The sequence below is a fragment of the Ectopseudomonas alcaliphila genome, assembly GCF_900101755.1.
Taxonomy (GTDB): domain Bacteria; phylum Pseudomonadota; class Gammaproteobacteria; order Pseudomonadales; family Pseudomonadaceae; genus Aquipseudomonas; species Aquipseudomonas alcaliphila.
Window position 1 is genome coordinate 1,434,072 of the sequence record NZ_FNAE01000001.1, and the last position, 16,988, is coordinate 1,451,059.

Annotated in this window: 19 protein-coding genes; 10 read left to right on the forward strand and 9 right to left on the reverse strand. The window is 63.7% G+C overall.

Going from position 1 to position 16,988, the window contains the following annotated elements:
- Nucleotides 1–197: 197 nt before the first annotated feature.
- Complete coding sequence (locus tag BLR77_RS06825; protein WP_074676180.1) at nucleotides 198–974, reverse strand: SDR family oxidoreductase; 777 nt, start codon at nucleotides 972–974, stop codon at nucleotides 198–200.
- Nucleotides 971–1,300, reverse strand: coding sequence for a nuclear transport factor 2 family protein (locus BLR77_RS06830; RefSeq protein WP_074676181.1), 330 nt, complete (start codon nucleotides 1,298–1,300; stop codon nucleotides 971–973). The genes BLR77_RS06825 and BLR77_RS06830 overlap by 4 nt, the downstream gene beginning before the upstream one ends.
- Nucleotides 1,301–1,418: 118 nt before the next feature.
- On the opposite strand from BLR77_RS06830, the gene BLR77_RS06835 reads away from it, so the two are divergent.
- Nucleotides 1,419–2,336 (forward strand): LysR substrate-binding domain-containing protein, encoded by a 918-nt coding sequence (locus tag BLR77_RS06835; protein WP_074676183.1) that lies wholly within the window; start codon nucleotides 1,419–1,421, stop codon nucleotides 2,334–2,336.
- Nucleotides 2,337–2,398: 62 nt separating this feature from the next.
- On the opposite strand, the gene BLR77_RS06840 is transcribed toward BLR77_RS06835, so the two are convergent.
- The 5 genes from BLR77_RS06840 to BLR77_RS06860 all read right to left on the reverse strand — a co-directional run bounded on the left by BLR77_RS06840 (nucleotide 2,399) and on the right by BLR77_RS06860 (nucleotide 7,494).
- Entirely contained in the window at nucleotides 2,399–3,436 is a 1,038-nt protein-coding gene (locus tag BLR77_RS06840; RefSeq protein ID WP_074676184.1) for a twin-arginine translocation signal domain-containing protein, read from the reverse strand.
- 128 nt (nucleotides 3,437–3,564) lie between these two features.
- Complete coding sequence (locus BLR77_RS06845) at nucleotides 3,565–4,890, reverse strand: TRAP transporter large permease (RefSeq protein WP_074676186.1); 1,326 nt, start codon at nucleotides 4,888–4,890, stop codon at nucleotides 3,565–3,567.
- On the reverse strand, nucleotides 4,890–5,396 hold the full coding sequence (locus BLR77_RS06850) for a TRAP transporter small permease subunit (RefSeq protein WP_074676187.1): 507 nt from the start codon (nucleotides 5,394–5,396) through the stop codon (nucleotides 4,890–4,892). The genes BLR77_RS06845 and BLR77_RS06850 overlap by 1 nt, the downstream gene beginning before the upstream one ends.
- 157 nt (nucleotides 5,397–5,553) lie before the next feature.
- A complete protein-coding gene (locus BLR77_RS06855) occupies nucleotides 5,554–6,501 on the reverse strand; it encodes an alpha/beta fold hydrolase (RefSeq protein ID WP_074676188.1) in 948 nt (315 codons plus the stop codon).
- Nucleotides 6,502–6,594: 93 nt separating this feature from the next.
- Nucleotides 6,595–7,494, reverse strand: a complete 900-nt coding sequence (locus tag BLR77_RS06860) for an AEC family transporter (protein ID WP_074676189.1) — start codon at nucleotides 7,492–7,494, stop codon at nucleotides 6,595–6,597.
- Nucleotides 7,495–7,767: 273 nt separating this feature from the next.
- On the opposite strand from BLR77_RS06860, the gene BLR77_RS06865 reads away from it, so the two are divergent.
- Nucleotides 7,768–8,295 carry a hypothetical protein gene (locus BLR77_RS06865; RefSeq protein WP_074676191.1) on the forward strand — a complete coding sequence of 176 codons (528 nt, stop codon included), beginning with the start codon at nucleotides 7,768–7,770 and terminating at the stop codon, nucleotides 8,293–8,295.
- 78 nt (nucleotides 8,296–8,373) lie between these two features.
- Here the strand turns inward: BLR77_RS06865 and BLR77_RS06870 are convergent, their stop codons facing one another.
- Nucleotides 8,374–9,456, reverse strand: coding sequence for a fatty acid desaturase family protein (locus BLR77_RS06870; protein ID WP_074676193.1), 1,083 nt, complete (start codon nucleotides 9,454–9,456; stop codon nucleotides 8,374–8,376).
- The gene (locus BLR77_RS06875) at nucleotides 9,453–10,541 is read right to left on the reverse strand and encodes a ferredoxin reductase (protein ID WP_074676194.1); all 1,089 of its coding nucleotides are present in this window, start codon (nucleotides 10,539–10,541) and stop codon (nucleotides 9,453–9,455) included. Before BLR77_RS06875 ends, BLR77_RS06870 begins: the two co-directional genes overlap by 4 nt.
- Before the next feature lie 148 nt (nucleotides 10,542–10,689).
- On the opposite strand from BLR77_RS06875, the gene fabR reads away from it, so the two are divergent.
- From fabR to BLR77_RS06915, 8 genes are all read left to right on the forward strand, one after another.
- A complete protein-coding gene (fabR, locus tag BLR77_RS06880; protein ID WP_074676196.1) occupies nucleotides 10,690–11,325 on the forward strand; it encodes an HTH-type transcriptional repressor FabR in 636 nt (211 codons plus the stop codon).
- 163 nt (nucleotides 11,326–11,488) lie between these two features.
- Nucleotides 11,489–11,989 carry an urease accessory protein UreE gene (gene ureE, locus BLR77_RS06885; RefSeq protein WP_074676198.1) on the forward strand — a complete coding sequence of 167 codons (501 nt, stop codon included), beginning with the start codon at nucleotides 11,489–11,491 and terminating at the stop codon, nucleotides 11,987–11,989.
- Nucleotides 11,990–12,026: 37 nt separating this feature from the next.
- Complete coding sequence (locus BLR77_RS06890) at nucleotides 12,027–12,701, forward strand: urease accessory protein UreF (RefSeq protein WP_074676199.1); 675 nt, start codon at nucleotides 12,027–12,029, stop codon at nucleotides 12,699–12,701.
- A gap of 14 nt (nucleotides 12,702–12,715) precedes the next feature.
- Complete coding sequence (gene ureG / locus BLR77_RS06895; protein WP_074676201.1) at nucleotides 12,716–13,330, forward strand: urease accessory protein UreG; 615 nt, start codon at nucleotides 12,716–12,718, stop codon at nucleotides 13,328–13,330.
- Nucleotides 13,331–13,352: 22 nt separating this feature from the next.
- On the forward strand, nucleotides 13,353–13,925 hold the full coding sequence (locus tag BLR77_RS06900) for a HupE/UreJ family protein (protein ID WP_074676203.1): 573 nt from the start codon (nucleotides 13,353–13,355) through the stop codon (nucleotides 13,923–13,925).
- A gap of 156 nt (nucleotides 13,926–14,081) precedes the next feature.
- On the forward strand, nucleotides 14,082–14,996 hold the full coding sequence (locus BLR77_RS06905) for a glycerophosphodiester phosphodiesterase family protein (RefSeq protein WP_074676205.1): 915 nt from the start codon (nucleotides 14,082–14,084) through the stop codon (nucleotides 14,994–14,996).
- A 526-nt stretch (nucleotides 14,997–15,522) separates the two neighbouring features.
- The gene (locus BLR77_RS06910) at nucleotides 15,523–16,137 is read left to right on the forward strand and encodes a LysE family transporter (RefSeq protein ID WP_074676206.1); all 615 of its coding nucleotides are present in this window, start codon (nucleotides 15,523–15,525) and stop codon (nucleotides 16,135–16,137) included.
- Nucleotides 16,138–16,373: 236 nt separating this feature from the next.
- Nucleotides 16,374–16,961 carry an LOG family protein gene (locus BLR77_RS06915; RefSeq protein WP_074676207.1) on the forward strand — a complete coding sequence of 196 codons (588 nt, stop codon included), beginning with the start codon at nucleotides 16,374–16,376 and terminating at the stop codon, nucleotides 16,959–16,961.
- Nucleotides 16,962–16,988: the final 27 nt, after the last annotated feature.

Genomic DNA, 16,988 nt, shown 5'->3' on the forward strand with positions numbered 1-16,988 from the left:
GGTCAGCGAAGGGCTGGGCATCCATGACCGGCCAGGCAAGGCCGACGACGCACGAGCGCAGCACGACGCGTGTGACAGCGTCCGTTTCAGGCTCATAGAGTGTGGTACAGGATTGCCGGGATGGCAGGGGGATGGGCAGAAAAATAGACGATGACGATCAAGGCGGTGGACAACCGAAGGCTGTCCACCGCGACGCACTATGCTGTCGGCAGCGTACCGCCATCGATCAGGAATTCACTGCCGGTGATGGCGGCTGCCCGAGGTGATGCGAGAAAGGCGATGAGTTCAGCGACTTCTGACGGCGTCGAAGGGCGACCGAGCGGAATGCCTCCCAGCGCATCCATGATGATGCGCTTGCCGCCGTCGTAATCGGTGCCTGCCTCCTCTGCCAATCGCTTGGCCAAGGCGACCGATGCCTCGGTTTCGATCCAGCCAGGCGCAACCCTCACGACGCGCACGCCTTTGGGCGAAACCTCTTTCGACAGGCTCTTGCTGTAAGTCGAAAGTGCCGCTTTGGCTGCGGCGTACGCGGTGGTCGCCTCGGGCAGCGGCAAGCGACTCTGAATGGATGTCACATGGATGATCACGCCCTCTGCGCGCTGCAGTATGCCCGGAAGCAGCGCGCGGTCCAGGCGTAGCGCGGGGAACAGGTTCAGATCGAGTTCTCGCTGCCACTGCTCATCGTCCAGCGCGGCAAACCCTCCGCCAGGCGCAGACGAGCCACCCAGAACGTGCACGAGGATGTCGACGCCACCCAGACGCTGCTCGGTCGCCGCCACCAACGCCGCGCAACCTTCTGGGGTACAAAGATCGGCCTGAACGAACATATCTGGCGGCACGGCGCTATCGGCCTGTCGCGCAGCGGTCAGCACCTGCGCACCCTCCGCATGGAACAGACGGACCACTGCGAGCCCCACGCCTTTGGTCCCACCGGTCACCAGCACACGCTTGCCGGCAAGTTCGAGGTTCATCATGGCGCAATCTCCAGTGAGCTGATCCGCCCGTCCCGAAGGGTGAAGACATGCTTGAGCGTCAGCGGACTGCCGGGAAAGTCACCGCTCACCATTGCCGTGACGCTCAGTTGATCATCCTCGGCAGACGACTCGAGGGGCTCCACCCGATAGGTGAATGCCTGGCGCGCGGCCTGCTGCCAGGACTCGATGGCCTCGATTCCCTGATGTATCCGCTTCTCATCGATCACGCGGGCGTCGTTACAGAAACACGCCGCCATGCGCGAGATGTCATCGCCGTTGCTGATCTCGAAGTAGGTCTGAACGGCGCTCGGTAATTGCAGGTTCATAAGCTCATGTCCTCTATCAAGTGGTCAGTCTTGCAGGACTGTGATCTTGCCTCTCACGAGATAATTTGCTCAATTGGGACAAATATTGATGACCAATCCCTGAAAACAGGACAATTCGATGTCCGATTCACGCCTCGCCCTTCATGAACTGGAAGCCGTACTCGCCGTGGCGCACCGCGCCTCGTTTCGGCGTGCGGCGATCGACCTGAACGTTTCCACCACTGCACTGAGCAGCACCATCGCCAAGCTGGAGGGGAATCTGCAGACGCGGCTGTTCAATCGCACCACCCGCAGTGTGTCACTGACAGAGTCGGGCAGGCGCTATCTGGAGCAGGTGGCGCCAGCTCTGCAGGCTCTACGCGGCGCACTGGAAACGGTTCGTTCACAGAACGCCGAGCCTGCGGGCGTGATAAGAATCAATGCATTTGCCAGCGCAGCGCGCACCGCCCTTTTGCCGCTGGTGCTGGAATTTGCCGGTCGCTACCCGCGCGTCCAGATCGACCTGGTGACGGAGGAGCGACTGGTAGACGTCGTCGCAGAAGGCTTCGACCTCGGCGTGCGCGCCTCTAGCTTGATCCCCAGTGACATGATCGCCCTCTCACTGGGCCAGACACAGCGTTATGCCGTGGTCGGGACACCGACGTACTTCGCCGAGCATGGTGAACCGCAGAGCCCAGCCGATCTGAAGCAGCATGAATGCCTGCGCATCCGACTGCCCAACGGCGCCATCTATCCCTGGCATTTCGAGCGCGCGGGCGACGTGCTCAGGCTCGATGTCGAGGGCCAGTTCACCGTGGACGAGCCGAGTGTGGCCAAGGCCATCGTGCAGGCAAACGTGGCGCTCGGACTCTTCATGGAGCAGGACGTCCAGGCGGAAATCGACGCGGGAAACCTGCAGCGGGTATTAGAGGACTGGACACCGCCCAGAGATGAGCTGTGTCTGTACTACCCGAACCGGCGCAATCCGTCTGCTGCGCTCAAGGCATTCACGGACCTGGCCCGAGAGAATCTGCAGCGCCGTAGGCATCCGGCATGACCTGCCTGCATCAGAGCAGCCCGCCCGCAGGGTGAGCGGCGGGCGGGCTGTCGAGGGCGATATCAACCGCGATAAGGCGCTCCGGCCTTGGCCATCAGTGCGTTGTACTTCTTGAAGATATCCACCACCTTGGCGCAGCGCGGGCTGGTCTTGGCGATTTCGTCCCAGAACTTCAGCGCCTCGGCCTCCACCGTGGCCCATTCCTCGGCGGGGATGGAGGTCAGCTCCAGTTTGCCGCCCTCGACCCGCAGCTGCGCCTCGCCGCCCCAGTACCAGTGCTGGCGGTAGTAGTTGGAACTGTCCATGCACAGCTTGAACAGGGTTTTGAGGTGTTCGGGCACGGCGTCCCACTTGTCCGAGTTGGCGAAGTAGGAGCCGCACCAGGCGCCGGAGATGTTGTTGGTGAGGAAGTACTTGGTGACGTTGGCCCAGCCGACCGTGTAGTCCTCGGTGATGCCGGACCAGGCGATACCGTCCAGTTCGCCGGTCTGCATCGCGACCTCGACGTCTTCCCAGGGCAGGGTCACCGGGATCACACCGAAACGCGAGAGGAACTTGCCGGCGGTGGGGAAGGTGAAGATACGCTTGCCCTTGAGGTGTTCGAGCTTGGTGATCGGCTCCACCGTGGCGAAGTGGCAAGGGTCCCAGGCGCCTGCGCCGAGCCAGGTGACGCCCTTGACCTCGCCATAGGCTTCGGCCCAGATCTCATTGAGCCCGTACTGCTCGAACAGCACCGGCACGTCCAGGCTGTAGCGGGTGGCGAAGGGGAAGTAGCCGCCAAATACCGAGACGTCCACCGGCGCGGCGATGGAGTCGTCATCACTCTGCACCGCATCGATGGTGCCGCGTTGCATGGCGCGGAACAGCTCACCGGTGGGCACCAGCTGGTCGGCGTAATACAGCTGAATTTCCATCTGCCCGTTGGCCGCCTTGTTGAAGGCATCGATCGAGGGTTTGATCACGTGCTCGGCCAGTGCCGCGCCGGCGTAGGTCTGCAGGCGCCAGGTAATCTTCTTCGGCTCGTCGGCGTAGATATGCGCCGAGCCCAAGGCCGCGGTACCGACTGCGGCGGTTTTCAGGAAATCGCGTCTCGTACTCATGCTGGTCTCTCCATAGTGTCGATGCAGATGCAATACAACCGCTCAATGCCGCCACAGCTGGCGGCCTTACCAGTGGCCAGACAAGCCGGCTCGACTGTTGGCGCGCAAGGCGCGCCGATTTCCGTTGATCAGCCGCCGTAATGCAGTTGCGGCAACCACAGCGCCAGTTGGGGGAAGACCATGACCAATGTCAGCGCCAGGACCATGATGACGACGAAGGGGATGACCGAGACGTAGATGTCGCGCAGGGTCACTTCGGGTGGTGCCATCGCCCGCATGAGGAACAGGTTGTAGCCGAATGGCGGGGTCATGTAGGCGATCTGGCAGGTGATGGTGTAGAGCACGCCGTACCAGATCAGGTCGAAGCCCAGGGCACCGACCAGCGGGATATAAAGCGGCGCGACGATCACCAGCATGGCGGTGTCATCGAGGAACATGCCCATCAGAATGAACGACAGCTGCATGATGATCAGAATCTGCCAGGGTCCCAGGTGCAGGCTGTCGACGAAGAACTGCTCGATGGCCTTGACCGCACCGAGGCCGTCGAACACCGCGCCGAAGCACAGCGCGGCGAGGATGATCCACATGAACATGCAGCTGATGGCGAGCGTCTTGCGCAATGTCTCTTCCATCACCTTGCCACTCAGCCGGCCCTTGAACAGCGCCGCCAGGGTGGCCGCCGCCGCGCCGACCGCCGAGCTTTCCACCAGGCTGGTGTAGCCCATCAGAAAAAGCCCGGTCATGGAAAAGAAGATGAACACGGGCACCAGGCCGGCGCTGAGCAACCGCAACTTCTCGCCCCAGGTTATCTGCTCACGCTCGGCCTGTGCCAGAGGCGGGCCGAGATGCGGCTGCAGGCGACAGCGAATGGCGATGTAGAGCATGAACATGCCGGCCATCATCAGTCCGGGAATCGCCCCGGCCAGCCACAACTGTCCCACCGGCTGGCGCGCGATCATGCCGTACAGCACCAGCACCACGCTCGGCGGAATGAGAATGCCCAGCGAGCTGCCAGCCTGGATCACCCCGGTGATCATGATCTTGTCGTAGCCACGGCGCAGCAATTCGGGCAAGGCGATGCTGGCGCCGATGGCCATGCCGGCCACGCTCAGGCCGTTCATCGCCGAAATCGCCACCATGAGGAAGATGGTGCCGATGGCCAGGCCGCCCGGCAGCGGGCCCATCCACACGTGGAACATCTTGTACAGGTCTTCGGCGATGCCCGACTCGGAGAGCATGTACCCCATGAACACGAACATCGGCAGGGTCAGCAGCGGGTACCACTTCATCAGTTTCATGGCCGCGCTGAAGGCCATCTCCGAGCCACCATCGCCCCACAGCAGCAGCGCGGCAGCCGCGGCAACGAAGCCGATGGCGCCGAATACCCGCTTGCCAGTGAGCAGCAGCAACATCATCGAGGAGAACATCAGCAACGCGATCAGCTCGTAGCTCATCACAGCGTCTCCCCACGGGCGGCGTACAGATCCTTGAAGAAGGTGGCGACCGCCTGCAACAGCATCAGGGCGATGCCGAAACACATGACGATCTTGATCGGCGCCATGTAAGGCGACCACGCCGAGTAGCTGGTCTCCTTGTATTCGATGGCGTACTCGGTGGAAGAGATGCCGCCGACCAGCAGCATCACCAGGTAGAAGATCAGCATCAACACGGTGATGGCATCGACCACGGCGCGAGTGCGCGGCGACCAGTGGCTGTAGGCCAGGTCCATGCGCACATGGGCGTCGAGCTGCATCGAGTAGGCGCCACCGAGCAGGAAGTAGGCGACCATGAGGAACTGGGCGCTTTCCAGGGTCCAGATCGATGGCGTGAAGAAGGTCTTACTGATGGAGGAGTACAGGAGCACCGCCAGCATGGCGAAGATCAGGTACATGGCGAAACGCCCGACCCTCCGGTTGAATGCGTCCACGACCCGGACGAAAGCTCTGATGCCCTTGCGCATGCAGTTTCCTGCTTTTTTGTTCGTTATCCCGTCAGCCTAGACGAAGATTCGCCAAAGCCAACCGCCCCGCCGAGCCATAGCAGGAAACGCGCCAGCCATTAACGACCAGCGCTTCCACGAACAAAATCAAAGGCTTGGAAAATACCGCGCTAGAGCCTCAGCGCTGCAGAAAGGCAACGAGCACCGCAACGGTGCGCTGTGGCTCCTCTTCCTGGGGCACGTGGCCGAGGTCTTCGAACAGCACCAACTGACTGCCCTCGATATCGGCGGCGAAACGCTCGGCATTGTTCGCAGGGATCAGCCGGTCACGCCCACCCCAGATGATCAGCGTGGGCAATTCGAGTTCGCCGATGCGCTCGTGCAGCTCACCACTGGGGGCCTGAGCGAAGCGCTGACGCAAGGCCTGACGATTGCCGGCACGCAGGGTCAGTTGGTAGTAACGCTCGACCAGTTCGTCATCGACTCTGTCTGGATCGCCATAAACGTTGCGCACGCTCGACTCGATCATGCTGCGCGGCAACAGCCGGCTCATCACTGGCGCCAAGGCAGGAATGCCGGCCAGACGAAAGCCTATCGGCACCGAATCGGCATTGCGCGGATAGCCGGCGGCGTCCACCAGCACCAGACGCGCACTGCGTTCGGGATGAGCCAGGGCAAAGCGCCAGGCCAACTGACCGCCGAAACTGTTGCCGACCAGCACCACGCGACTCACCTGCAGTTTGTCGAGCAGGCCGAGGAGGAAACCTGTGTAGTGCTCGACGCGGTAATCGCCATCGGCAAACGGCCCGGTCAGGCCGAAGCCGGGCAAGTCCAAGCTGATCACGCGGCGCTGCTTGGCCAGCTCTGCCACCCAGCCCTCCCAGGTGTGCAGGCTGGCGGAGGTGCCGTGCAGCAGCAAAATCGGTTCGGGATCATCGCGCCGGCCCTGATCACGCAGGTGCACCGACAGGCCGTCGATGTCGATGAACTGCGAAGGCGGCGGCGCCCAGCGTGCCTTGAGCTCATCCAGGGGGCGATCCGGCGCCCAGTTGAGGGCGACGAAGCCCGCAAGGGTCAGACCGAACACCAGCAACAGGCCTAACAGCATGTGGCCGAATCGTTTCATCGATGCATTCCTGAGCGGAGCGTGAAGCGCGATGCTAGCCAGGCACCGCGTCGACGCCTATCGCCCGGAAGAACGAATCGCCAGGCGAAGCACTCAGAACCCCACCAGCAGCATCCATAACGGCAGGGAAATCGCCGCCAGCAGCGTGGACAGCGAGATCGCCGCGCTGACGCTGCGACTGTCCTCCGCGTTGCGGGCGAAGGCCATCACGTTGACCCCGCTGGGGCAGGCGGCGAGCAGGACCAGCACGCTACGCGCGGTTTCGTTCAGGCCGGGCAGCTGGCCGCTGAGCCACCAGACTAGCGCCGGGAACAACACCAGCTTGGCCAACGCCACGCCCCAGGCCTCGCCGGTCGGGCGCAGGCGATAACGCGACAGGCTGGCGCCGAGCACGATCAGCGCGCAGGGCAAGGCGGCCTGGCCGAGCCAGGTGATGGCCCGCCACAGGCTTTCCGGAACCTGCAGCCCGGACAGATTGAGCAGTGCCCCCAGCCCCAGCCCGATGATCATCGGGTTGGCCAGGTTCTTCAGCAGCGCCCGACCGTCGACACGCTCCTGGCTGCCGAAAGCGGCATAGAAACTGTGCAGGGAAAACAGCGTGAGGCTGTGGAACACCAGGATGGCGAAGACGTAGAGCAGACCGTCGTTGCCCATCAGGCTGGCGATCAGCGGAATGCCGACCAGCACGTTGTTGGAGAACGCCGCCACCAATCCCAACGGCGTCGCCGTGCCGCGCCGCCAGTGCGCCAGCGCGTTGACCACGACGAACACCAGCAGCACCGGCAGGTAGTAGGCCAGCAGTAGCATCGGCGACAGGCCTTCGGCCAGCGATGCCTTGGCGATGCCGGCGAACAGCAGCGTCGGCATGAACAGCTTGAAGGTGATGTTGGCCAGGCCGGCCGCCGACTCGTTGGTGAGCCACTGGCGCCAGCCGAGCAGATAGCCGAGAACGATCAGAGCGAAGATCGGCAAAATTGCCTGTGCCGCGAGCATTGCTGAGCCTGCCTCCAGGGAACTGCAAAAGAGGACGGATCGAGCACGACCCGCAAGGGTCGCCAAGCATACGCGCGCCCGGCACTCAGCGCGATGCTTCGCTGAACATTCGCCGCCACGCTTTACGCCCGGCCACAAGCCCCGAGATAGAGCCTCCCGACCCTGTATTGAGGGGGTCGATGTTCACTATCAGGCCAGTCAAGTTCTTATCTGCGCTCATGTCCTCAAGAATTGACTCCGACGCCACTTATTACTCCCCAAGGAGACATCGACATGAAAGCTCAACTGACCCTCGCCACTCTGGCCCTTAGCCTGATCACCACCACCGTATTCGCCGCTTCGAGCAGCGCGCCCTTCCCGCTGGTGGGCGAAGCCAAGGACAGCCAGGTACAACAGCAACCCATCGCACCGCTGGCTGAAGGCGGCTACGAGCGTACTCCGGGCGCCCAACGCATCCAACTGGCCGAAGATGGCTACGATCGCACCCCGGGTGCTCAACGCATCCAGCTGGCTGAAGACGGTTCTGACCGCACTCCCGGCAGCCAGCGCATCCAGCTGGTAGAGGGTGGATATGAGCGTACTCCGGGGGCTCAGCGCGTCCAACTGGCCGCAGATGGTTACGACCGCACCCCTGGCGCCCAACGCGTCCAACTGGCCGCAGATGGCTACGATCGCACCCCTGGTGCCCAACGCGTCCAACTGGCCGCAGATGGTTACGATCGCACCCCTGGTGCCCAACGCGTACAGCTGGCCGAAGGCGGCTCCGATCGCCTGATCAAGCAACGTGGACGCACAGCCTAAGCGCTATCGCAACATCCTCAAGCCCGGCATATTCCGGGCTTTTTCATGCCTGTGATTTGCAGGCGAGCGCACAGCGAGTCACGCCATCCCTGCAGAGGGCAGGCGGTAGATCCAGATACGCCGCAGTACGGTCGAAAACTGCCCCCACAAGGTGCCGCAGTTGTAATGCTGGCCATAGCGCTCGGCGATCAGGCGCACCTCACGCGCCAGATCGGCGTAACGCCGCGCTGGCAGATCCGGAAACAGGTGATGCTCGATCTGATGGCTGAGGTTACCGGTCAGAATATGCAGCAGCGACCCACCGGACAGGTTGCTCGAGCCACGCAGCTGACGCAGATACCAGTGCCCACGCGTCTCCCCCTCCAATACTTCGGGGGCGAACACTGCTGCCTTTTCGGTGAAATGGCCGCAGAAGATCACCAGAAAAGTCCACAGGTTGCGCAGCAGATTGGCCACCAGATTGCCCGCCAGCACAGCCATGGCATTGGCACCGAACAGCAAGGCCAGCAGCGGAAAAACCACATAGTCCTTGCCCCACTGGCGCACCAGCTTGGCGCCGAACTGGCGCGTCAGCGGACGTACCTCCTCCTTGCTGATGCGGCCTTTGACCAGCTTGTCCAGACGCAGATGCTGGATCGCCACGGCGTACTGGAACAGCAATGCCTGAATCGTTACCCACAGCGGCTGCCAACGATAGAAGGGTTTCCAGCGCTGCTCGGGGAACAGGCGCACCACGCCGTAGCCGACGTCATCGTCCATGCCCAGCACGTTGGTGTAGGTGTGATGCACGTGGTTATGGGTGTGCCGCCAGAAGTCGGCAGGGCCAACGATGTCCCACTCGTACTGACGACCGACAAATTCCGGGTCGTTCATCCAGTCGTACTGGCCGTGCATCACGTTGTGGCCCAATTCCATGTTCTCGAGGATCTTGCCCAGCCCCAGCAAGAAGGTACCGAGCAACCAGGTCGGCGGGAACCAGCCGAGCATCAGCAGCGCACGGCCACTCCAGCAGCACCAGCGCACCACGCCACGCACACGGCGGATATAGCGCGCATCGGCCTCGCCCAGGTCGGCCAGGGTGCGCTGGCGCAGAGCATCCAGCTCCTGGCCGAAGGCTTCCAGCTCGGCTGCAGTCAGTTCGCGATCAAGGCGGGCTGTCACAGATCGACCTCCACATCCCCATGCGGGGCACTGACACACAAACGTATCGGTTGATTGGGTTCGGCGAACAGCTCACCGCTGCGCAGATCACGCACCGTGCCGGCCAGCAGCAGGCAGGTACAGCTGGCGCAGATGCCCTGGCGACAGCCATGGGCTGGACGCAAACCATTGGCCTCGGCCTGCTCCAGCAAACTGGCGCTGCCGTTACCCAGCGCCTGCTGGCCGCTGCGGGCGAAGCTCAGGCGAACCTCAGCTGTCTGCCCCTGCGCCAGCACCGGCAACGGGCTGAAACTTTCCGCTTGCAGGCTGGGCCTGCGCCCGGCATCGCGCCACCAGCCGCACGCCGTGTCGACGAAACCGCGCGGACCGCATACCAGCAGGTGCTCGCCCGGCAGCGCCGCCAGATGCTCGGCACAAAGACGCCCGCCGGCCACCGCACTGAAGGCCCAGCGCACCTGGAAGTTGGCGTAACGCGCTGCCAATGCCTGCAGCTCTTCGGCAAAGGCCTGCTGCCCCTGGCGACGTACCTGATGCAGCAGCGTCACCGGCGCAGCGAAGCCACGCGCCAGTGCATCACGCAGCAGACCGAGCAAGGGCGTGATACCGCTGCCAGCCGCCAGCAACAGCACGGCGCCCTGCTCCTGCGGCCAGGCAAACTCGCCAAATGCCTGGCCCAGCTCGATCACTTCGCCGACCGCCAGATGATCGAGCAGCAGATTGGACAGGCGCCCACCCGGCTGGCGTTTGATCGCAAGCTCGATGCGCCCGTCGGCTGCCACCGACGTCAGGCTGTAGCTGCGCCCGTGGCGCACGCCGTCCTGCTCCAGATACAGCTGGACATGCTGTCCGGCTCGCCAGTCACGCGTGTTGCCATTGCAGCGCAGCTCAATTGCCAGCATGTCATCGGCCACCCAGCGGCGCGCCTCGACCTTGGCGAATACGCGGTTGAGGCGCAGCGCCGGGTGTAGCAAGCGCAAGCACAGATCGACATCCGCCTCTCGCAACCAGCCGGCCGCACAAAGCCGGCGCAACGGTTGCAGGCAACCAGCAGCTCGCCGCACCAGTGACAGGGAAAGTAGAGCCATCCGCAATAATCCAGTGAACAGTTGTTCACAAGGCTGACAGAAAGCCCGCATTTCAGTCAACAGTCGTTCACCGAACTAAATCCGCACGGTTCGACGCTGGCGCCGTGCATTTGCTAGAGTGCGGCATCGCTCAATGACCCGATTTCGCATGACGCCACGCGCCGAACAGAAGCAGCAGACCCGCCAGTCCCTGATGGACGCCGCCCTCACTTTGATGGAGAGCGGGCGCGGCTTTGGCAGCCTGAGCCTGCGCGAGGTCACCCGCGTAGCCGGCATCGTGCCCACCGGTTTCTATCGTCACTTCGCCGACATGGACGAACTGGGTCTGGCGCTGGTGGCGGAAGTCGGCGAGACCTTCCGTGCGGCGATCCGTCAGGTGCGCCGCCATGAGTTCGAAATGCGCGGCATGATCGACGCCTCGGTGCGTATCTTTCTCGCCGAAGTGGCTGCCAACCATGCCCAGTTCCTCTTCCTCGCCCGCGAGCAGTACGGCGGCTCGCAGCCCGTGCGCCAAGCCATCGCTGCTCTGCGCGAACGCATCACCAGCGATCTGGCCGCCGACCTCAAGCTGATGAACCGCATGCCGCACCTCGACGATGCAGCGCTCGACGTGGTGTCGGATTTGGTGGTGAAGACGGTGTTCGCCACTTTGCCCGAACTGATCGATCCACCCGCTGAAACCCTGCCGGCGCACCTCACGGCAGAGGCCAAGGTCATCCAGCAGCTGCGCTTCATCATGGTCGGTGGCAAACACTGGTTGGGCCTGGGTAAACCTTCCGAATAGCGCGCACCACAATCGTGCGCGCGCAACGAAAACGCACCAATTAAATCCTGACCACCTCATCAAGTTATCCACAGCACGCCGGAGCGCGCTGTCCTGCGCCACTCTCCAGCCTTGGCAAGCCACTTGCACTATTTCCGGGCACATTGCCCCGGAATAGATGCACATGCTGGTGATCCACTCCCGAATCGCGCCGCAGGGCGCTTGCGACGCTGAACTGGAACTGACCTTCGAAGCGCGCAGCAAAAGCCGTCTGCGCTGTTTCACCACCAGCGGTGAAGAGGTCGGCCTGTTTCTCGAACGCGGCCAACCGGCATTGGCCGACGGTGAGTGCCTGCAGGCCAAGGACGGACGCGTCGTCCGCGTACGTGCCAAGGCCGAGCCACTGCTGCACGTCACCTGCGCCAGCCCGTTCGAGCTGATGCGCGCCGCCTACCACCTCGGCAACCGCCACGTGGCCCTGCAACTAGGCGATGGCTGGCTGCGCCTGCCCGATGACTACGTGCTCAAGGCCATGCTCGAACAGCTCGGCGCCACGGTCGAAGCCGTCGAAGCGCCCTATCAGCCCGAGCAAGGCGCCTATGGCGGCGGCCATCACCATTCCCATCACGGCGACGAAGAATTCAACTACGGCCCGCGCCTGCACCAGTTCGGTGTGCGCAAGTGAGTCGAACCACCCCGACCGCGCGTATCGGAGTCAGCTCATGAAAGCGGCCTGGGCATTGCTCCGCCTGGCCAGCCCGCAGTTGCCCATCGGCGGTTACAGCTACTCGCAAGGCCTGGAGTGGGCCATCGACAGCGCCCTGGTCAGCGATGCCGAGAGCGCCGAGCGCTGGCTGGCCGATCAACTGACGCTCAACCTCGCCCGCTTCGAAGCACCGCTGCTGCTGGCTCACTGCCGCGCTGCGCACGAGGGTGACTGGCCGCGCCTGCAGGCGCTGGCCGAACAGCATCGCGCCAGTCGTGAAACGCGTGAGTTGGCCCTGGAAAGCCGGCAGATGGGTTATTCGCTGCGGCAACTGCTCGAAGGCCTGCCTGAACTGGACGAGGCGGCGCGCGCAGCCCTTGCCGCCCAGGCCGAACCTGGCCTGGCCCTGGCCTGGGCACTGGCCGCTCGCGCCTGGCAGATCAGTCCGGACGACGCTCTGGCCGCCTGGCTGTGGGGCTGGCTGGAAAATCAGCTGGCCGTGCTGATGAAAGTGCTGCCGCTGGGCCAACAGGCCGCCCAACGCCTGACCAGCCGCCTGCTGCCGCAGCTCGATGCCGCCCAGCAGCAGGCTGCCAGTCTTTTACCCGAACACTGGGGCAGCGCCGCCTTCGGCCTGACCCTGGCGAGCATGGCGCACGAGCGCCAGTACTCGCGTCTCTTCCGCTCCTGACGAGGAACCCAGAAATGAACAGCCAACCCCTGCGTGTCGGCATCGGCGGCCCGGTCGGTTCCGGCAAGACCGCCCTGACCCTGGCCCTGTGCCGCGCCCTGCGCGAGCGCTACAACATCGCCGTGGTCACCAACGACATCTATACCCAGGAAGACGCCCAGTTCCTGGTGCGCAACGAGGCCCTGGAGCCCGAGCGCATCATCGGCGTGGAAACCGGCGGCTGCCCCCACACCGCCATTCGCGAAGACGCCTCGATCAACCTGGAAGCGGTCGAACAGCTCAACCGCCGCTTTCCCGGCCTGGATCTGATCATCGTCGAGTCCGGCGGCGACAACCTGTCCGCCACCTTCAGCCCCGAGCTGTCCGACCTGACCCTGTACGTGATCGACGTCTCCGCCGGCGACAAACTGCCGCGCAAGGGCGGCCCCGGCATCTGCAAGTCCGACCTGCTGGTGATCAACAAGGTCGACCTGGCGCCGATGGTCGGCGCCTCCCTCGAGGTGATGGAACGCGACACCCTGAAGATGCGCGGCGAAAAACCCTTCGTCTTCAGCAACCAGAAAATCGGCCAGGGTCTCGACGAGATCATCGCCTTCATCGAACGCCAGGGCATGCTCACGGCGGCCTGATTCCCCATTCAAGGAGATACTCATGAATCTGCGCAAAACCCTCTACGCCATCGCCTTGTTCTGCACCCCGGCGCTGGCCTTCGCCCACCCTGGGCATGGCGACTCCGGGATCATGGCCGGCCTGGCCCACCCGGTGTTCGGCCTGGATCACCTGCTGGCGATGTTCGCCGTCGGCCTGTGGGCCGCGCAGCAAAGCGGTGCGGCGCGCTGGGCACTGCCTGTGACCTTCGTCGGCAGCATGCTGATCGGTGGTTTGCTGGGCTTTGCCGGCGTGGAAATCCCGCTGCTGGAAACCGGCATCGCCGGTTCGGTACTGGCCTTCGGCCTGCTGGTGGCTGTGGCTGCACGCCTGCCCATGGCGGTGTCGGTCACCCTGACCGCCATCTTCGCCCTCACCCACGGCGTCGCCCACGGCCTGGAGCTGCCAGACCTGGCCAGCCCCTTCGGCTATGCCATCGGTTTCATCGTCGCCACCGCCGCGCTGCACGCCATAGGTTTCGCCCTGGTGCGTTTTCTGCCGCAAACGGCCGCGCCTCTGGTGCGTATCGCCGGTGCTGCATCGGCAGCGACCGGTGTTTGGCTACTAGCCAGCTAAGCCCGGCAATCGGTAGGGTGCGCCATGCGCACCGATGTCGACTCGTCCATCGCGGACACCGCGGTGCGCGACGCACCTTACCGACCGCCACCACAGCACTTGCCAACGTCCCAGCACTGGTGCACAAAGCCCTGAACCGCTTTCGAGACCCGGCCCATGCTGCGCTTCACCCGATTCCTGCTCGTCCCGCTGCTGCTGATCGGCGTCATCGTGCTGGTCCTGACGCTGACCAGCCGTCAGGCGAGCCTGCCTGCGGTGCTCGACGACCTCGGCGAACGCCCCCTGGTGATCGCCCATCGCGGTGGCAAGGGGCTGTGGCCGGAGAACACTCTGTTCGCCTTCGAACGCGCCGCAGCCCTCGGCGTCGACATGCTGGAGATGGATCTGCACCTGAGTCAGGACGCCAAGCTGGTGGTGATCCATGATGAAACCCTGGAACGCACCACCAATGGCCAGGGGCCGGTCGCGCACTACAACCTCGCCGAACTGCAGGCGCTCGATGCCGGCTACAAATGGACGGCCGATGGCGGCCAGAGCTATCCCTACCGCGGCCAGGGTACGCGCATCGCAGCGCTGGAAGAGGTGTTCGAGCGTTTCCCGTTGATCCCCAAGGCGCTCGAAATCAAGGTGCCCGATGTCGGCATGGAAGCTGTGCTCTGCGAAATGCTGGCGGCTTATGACCAACTCGATCGGGTCATTGTCGGCAGCTTCCATGAGCGCAGCCTCAAGCGCTTTCGTGAACTCTGCCCGGAGGTCGCCACCTCGGCGGGGCCGGTTTCGGTGCGCCTGCTGCTGGCGCTGAACTGGCTGGGACTGAGCGACCTGCTGTCGCCCTCCTACCCGGTGCTGCAAATTCCTCCCGAGCACAGCGGCCTGACCCTGGCCACCCCGCGCCTGATACGCAATGCGCAGGCGCGCGGCCTGCACGTACAGCTGTGGACGATCAACGAGCAGCCCGAAATGCGGCGACTGCTGGAAATGGGCGCCGACGGTCTGATCACCGACTACCCGGATCGCGCCTTGCAGCTAATCGGCCGCTCCACACAACTAAGCGCGCTACCCAGCGAGTAGGCTGGCGAAAAGGTCGACAGCAGCGTGAAACCCCAGCGCGATGGGAACCGGCCCGACCTGTTACCAGCTTATCCACAGGATGATCAACACATTCCGGGGATAATCAGCACCGCCTCGCTCAACCCCTCAGAAATCACTGGACAAAACGGCCTTAAGTTCATCCCTTGCCCACGCCGAACAGGCTTGATCAAAAGTTGAACAAAGCGCTGAGAGCCTCTTGAACCGGTGCGTGCAGCAATGGGTACAGAAGTTACCCACAACATCACCCACAGCTGTCGTGGACAAGCTCAAGTCGCGCCTGCAGCTTCGCAGAAAACTGTCAACCCTCTGTGTACAAAGGAAAAACCCCACTGCTCAAATCTTCACCAGCAGGCTGAAAACGACGTTATTCAGGCGCCGCAGCCAGACACCACCAGCTTATCCACAACTATTCCCACAGCCTGCGTGGAAAACTTTATTTTCGCTGCCTGGCATGTTGTCTGCTTGGACGAGTGACCTTCGTTTCTCTGCCTAGTAAGGACGCTTCATGTTCAGCTTCTTCCTCGCCGCCATGCTGCTTGGCTTCGTGTTCAATGCAGCCCCCGGTGCCGTGTTCAGCGAAACCCTGCGCCGTGGCCTGCGTGACGGCTACAAACCCGCCTTGCTGGTACAGATCGGTTCGCTGGTGGGCGACGCCACCTGGGCCGCCCTCGGCCTGACCGGCCTGGCGCTGCTGCTCGACAGCGCGCAGATTCGCTATCCACTGACGCTGGCCAGCGCGCTCTATCTGGCCTGGCTCGGTTATCAGTCACTGCGCGACGCCCATCGCCCGCCGCAACCCAGCGACGATGGCCAGGTCGCCGCTGGTGGCGCCTTCGCCGCCGGCGCGGCGCTGTCACTGACCAACCCACAGAACGTCGTCTACTGGGCCGCCATGGGCGGGGCGATGGCGGCCATCGGCGTCGCCCAGCCAACGCCGACGCACCTGGCGGTGTTCTTCGCCGGTTTCATGGTTTCGTCGCTGCTCTGGTGCTTCATCTGCGCCGGTCTGGTGGACTGGTTTCGCCGCGCTGCGTCGCTGCTCTGGCATCGCCTGACGTACGCAGCCTGCGGCGTGGTGCTGCTGGGTCTGGCCGGGATGAGTGCGATGGAGCTGGTCTGATCGCGCTGCGGCTATCGCCATCATCGAAACAATCTAACGGCGCGGCGCCAGCAACGGGACTAGCCTGAACCACATGTCCCTGCGTCAGGAAGCCGCGCCATGTACCTCAACGACCTGCTCAAGCAACTGCTCGCCAGCTACGCCTGCGCCACCTGCGGCATTGATACGCGGCACTGACACTTGGTGGTTGCGCAGCGGCTGGTTACCCTTGGCGCATTCAGCCAAGGAGTCCGTCCATGTCCCTGCGTAGCGTCTGCGTCTTCTGTGGTGCCAGCCCCGGCGCCAGTCCCATCTACCGCGAGGCGGCCGAAGCGCTTGGCCAGCACCTGGCCCAGCGCGGCATTCGCCTTATCTACGGTGGCGGCGCCGTCGGCCTGATGGGCGTGGTCGCCGATGCGGCGCTGAACGCCGGTGGCGAAGTCATCGGCATTATCCCGCAGAGCCTGGAACGCGCCGAGATCGGCCACCGCAACCTGACCTGCCTGGAAGTGGTGGACGGCATGCATGCACGCAAGGCGCGCATGGCCGAGCTGGCCGACGCCTTCATCGCCCTGCCCGGTGGCCTCGGCACCCTGGAAGAGCTGTTCGAGGTGTGGACCTGGGGCCAACTCGGCTACCACGCCAAGCCGCTGGGTCTGCTGGAAGTGAACGGTTTCTACAGCAAGCTCGGCGACTTTCTCGATCATCTGGTCGCCGAACGCTTCGTTCGCCCGCAGCACCGCGAGATGCTGCAAATTGCCGACACCCCACAGAACCTGCTCGACGCGCTGAGCGAATGGCGCGCCAGCGTGGCGCCGAAATGGGTGGATCGCTCGCCCGTCTGAGCCTGTACGCAGACATGTAAGAACCTG

Excerpts from the sequence above, each read along its gene's own strand:
- BLR77_RS06825 (WP_074676180.1), bottom strand. The coding sequence starts at position 974 with ATGATGAACCTCGAACTTGCCGGCAAGCGTGTGCTGGTGACCGGTGGG.
- BLR77_RS06830 (WP_074676181.1), bottom strand. The coding sequence starts at position 1,300 with ATGAACCTGCAATTACCGAGCGCCGTTCAGACCTACTTCGAGATCAGC.
- BLR77_RS06835 (WP_074676183.1), top strand. The coding sequence starts at position 1,419 with ATGTCCGATTCACGCCTCGCCCTTCATGAACTGGAAGCCGTACTCGCC.
- BLR77_RS06840 (WP_074676184.1), bottom strand. The coding sequence starts at position 3,436 with ATGAGTACGAGACGCGATTTCCTGAAAACCGCCGCAGTCGGTACCGCG.
- BLR77_RS06845 (WP_074676186.1), bottom strand. The coding sequence starts at position 4,890 with ATGAGCTACGAGCTGATCGCGTTGCTGATGTTCTCCTCGATGATGTTG.
- BLR77_RS06850 (WP_074676187.1), bottom strand. The coding sequence starts at position 5,396 with ATGCGCAAGGGCATCAGAGCTTTCGTCCGGGTCGTGGACGCATTCAAC.
- BLR77_RS06855 (WP_074676188.1), bottom strand. The coding sequence starts at position 6,501 with ATGAAACGATTCGGCCACATGCTGTTAGGCCTGTTGCTGGTGTTCGGT.
- BLR77_RS06860 (WP_074676189.1), bottom strand. The coding sequence starts at position 7,494 with ATGCTCGCGGCACAGGCAATTTTGCCGATCTTCGCTCTGATCGTTCTC.
- BLR77_RS06865 (WP_074676191.1), top strand. The coding sequence starts at position 7,768 with ATGAAAGCTCAACTGACCCTCGCCACTCTGGCCCTTAGCCTGATCACC.
- BLR77_RS06875 (WP_074676194.1), bottom strand. The coding sequence starts at position 10,541 with ATGGCTCTACTTTCCCTGTCACTGGTGCGGCGAGCTGCTGGTTGCCTG.
- fabR (WP_074676196.1), top strand. The coding sequence starts at position 10,690 with ATGACGCCACGCGCCGAACAGAAGCAGCAGACCCGCCAGTCCCTGATG.
- ureE (WP_074676198.1), top strand. The coding sequence starts at position 11,489 with ATGCTGGTGATCCACTCCCGAATCGCGCCGCAGGGCGCTTGCGACGCT.
- BLR77_RS06890 (WP_074676199.1), top strand. The coding sequence starts at position 12,027 with ATGAAAGCGGCCTGGGCATTGCTCCGCCTGGCCAGCCCGCAGTTGCCC.
- ureG (WP_074676201.1), top strand. The coding sequence starts at position 12,716 with ATGAACAGCCAACCCCTGCGTGTCGGCATCGGCGGCCCGGTCGGTTCC.
- BLR77_RS06900 (WP_074676203.1), top strand. The coding sequence starts at position 13,353 with ATGAATCTGCGCAAAACCCTCTACGCCATCGCCTTGTTCTGCACCCCG.
- BLR77_RS06905 (WP_074676205.1), top strand. The coding sequence starts at position 14,082 with ATGCTGCGCTTCACCCGATTCCTGCTCGTCCCGCTGCTGCTGATCGGC.
- BLR77_RS06910 (WP_074676206.1), top strand. The coding sequence starts at position 15,523 with ATGTTCAGCTTCTTCCTCGCCGCCATGCTGCTTGGCTTCGTGTTCAAT.
- BLR77_RS06915 (WP_074676207.1), top strand. The coding sequence starts at position 16,374 with ATGTCCCTGCGTAGCGTCTGCGTCTTCTGTGGTGCCAGCCCCGGCGCC.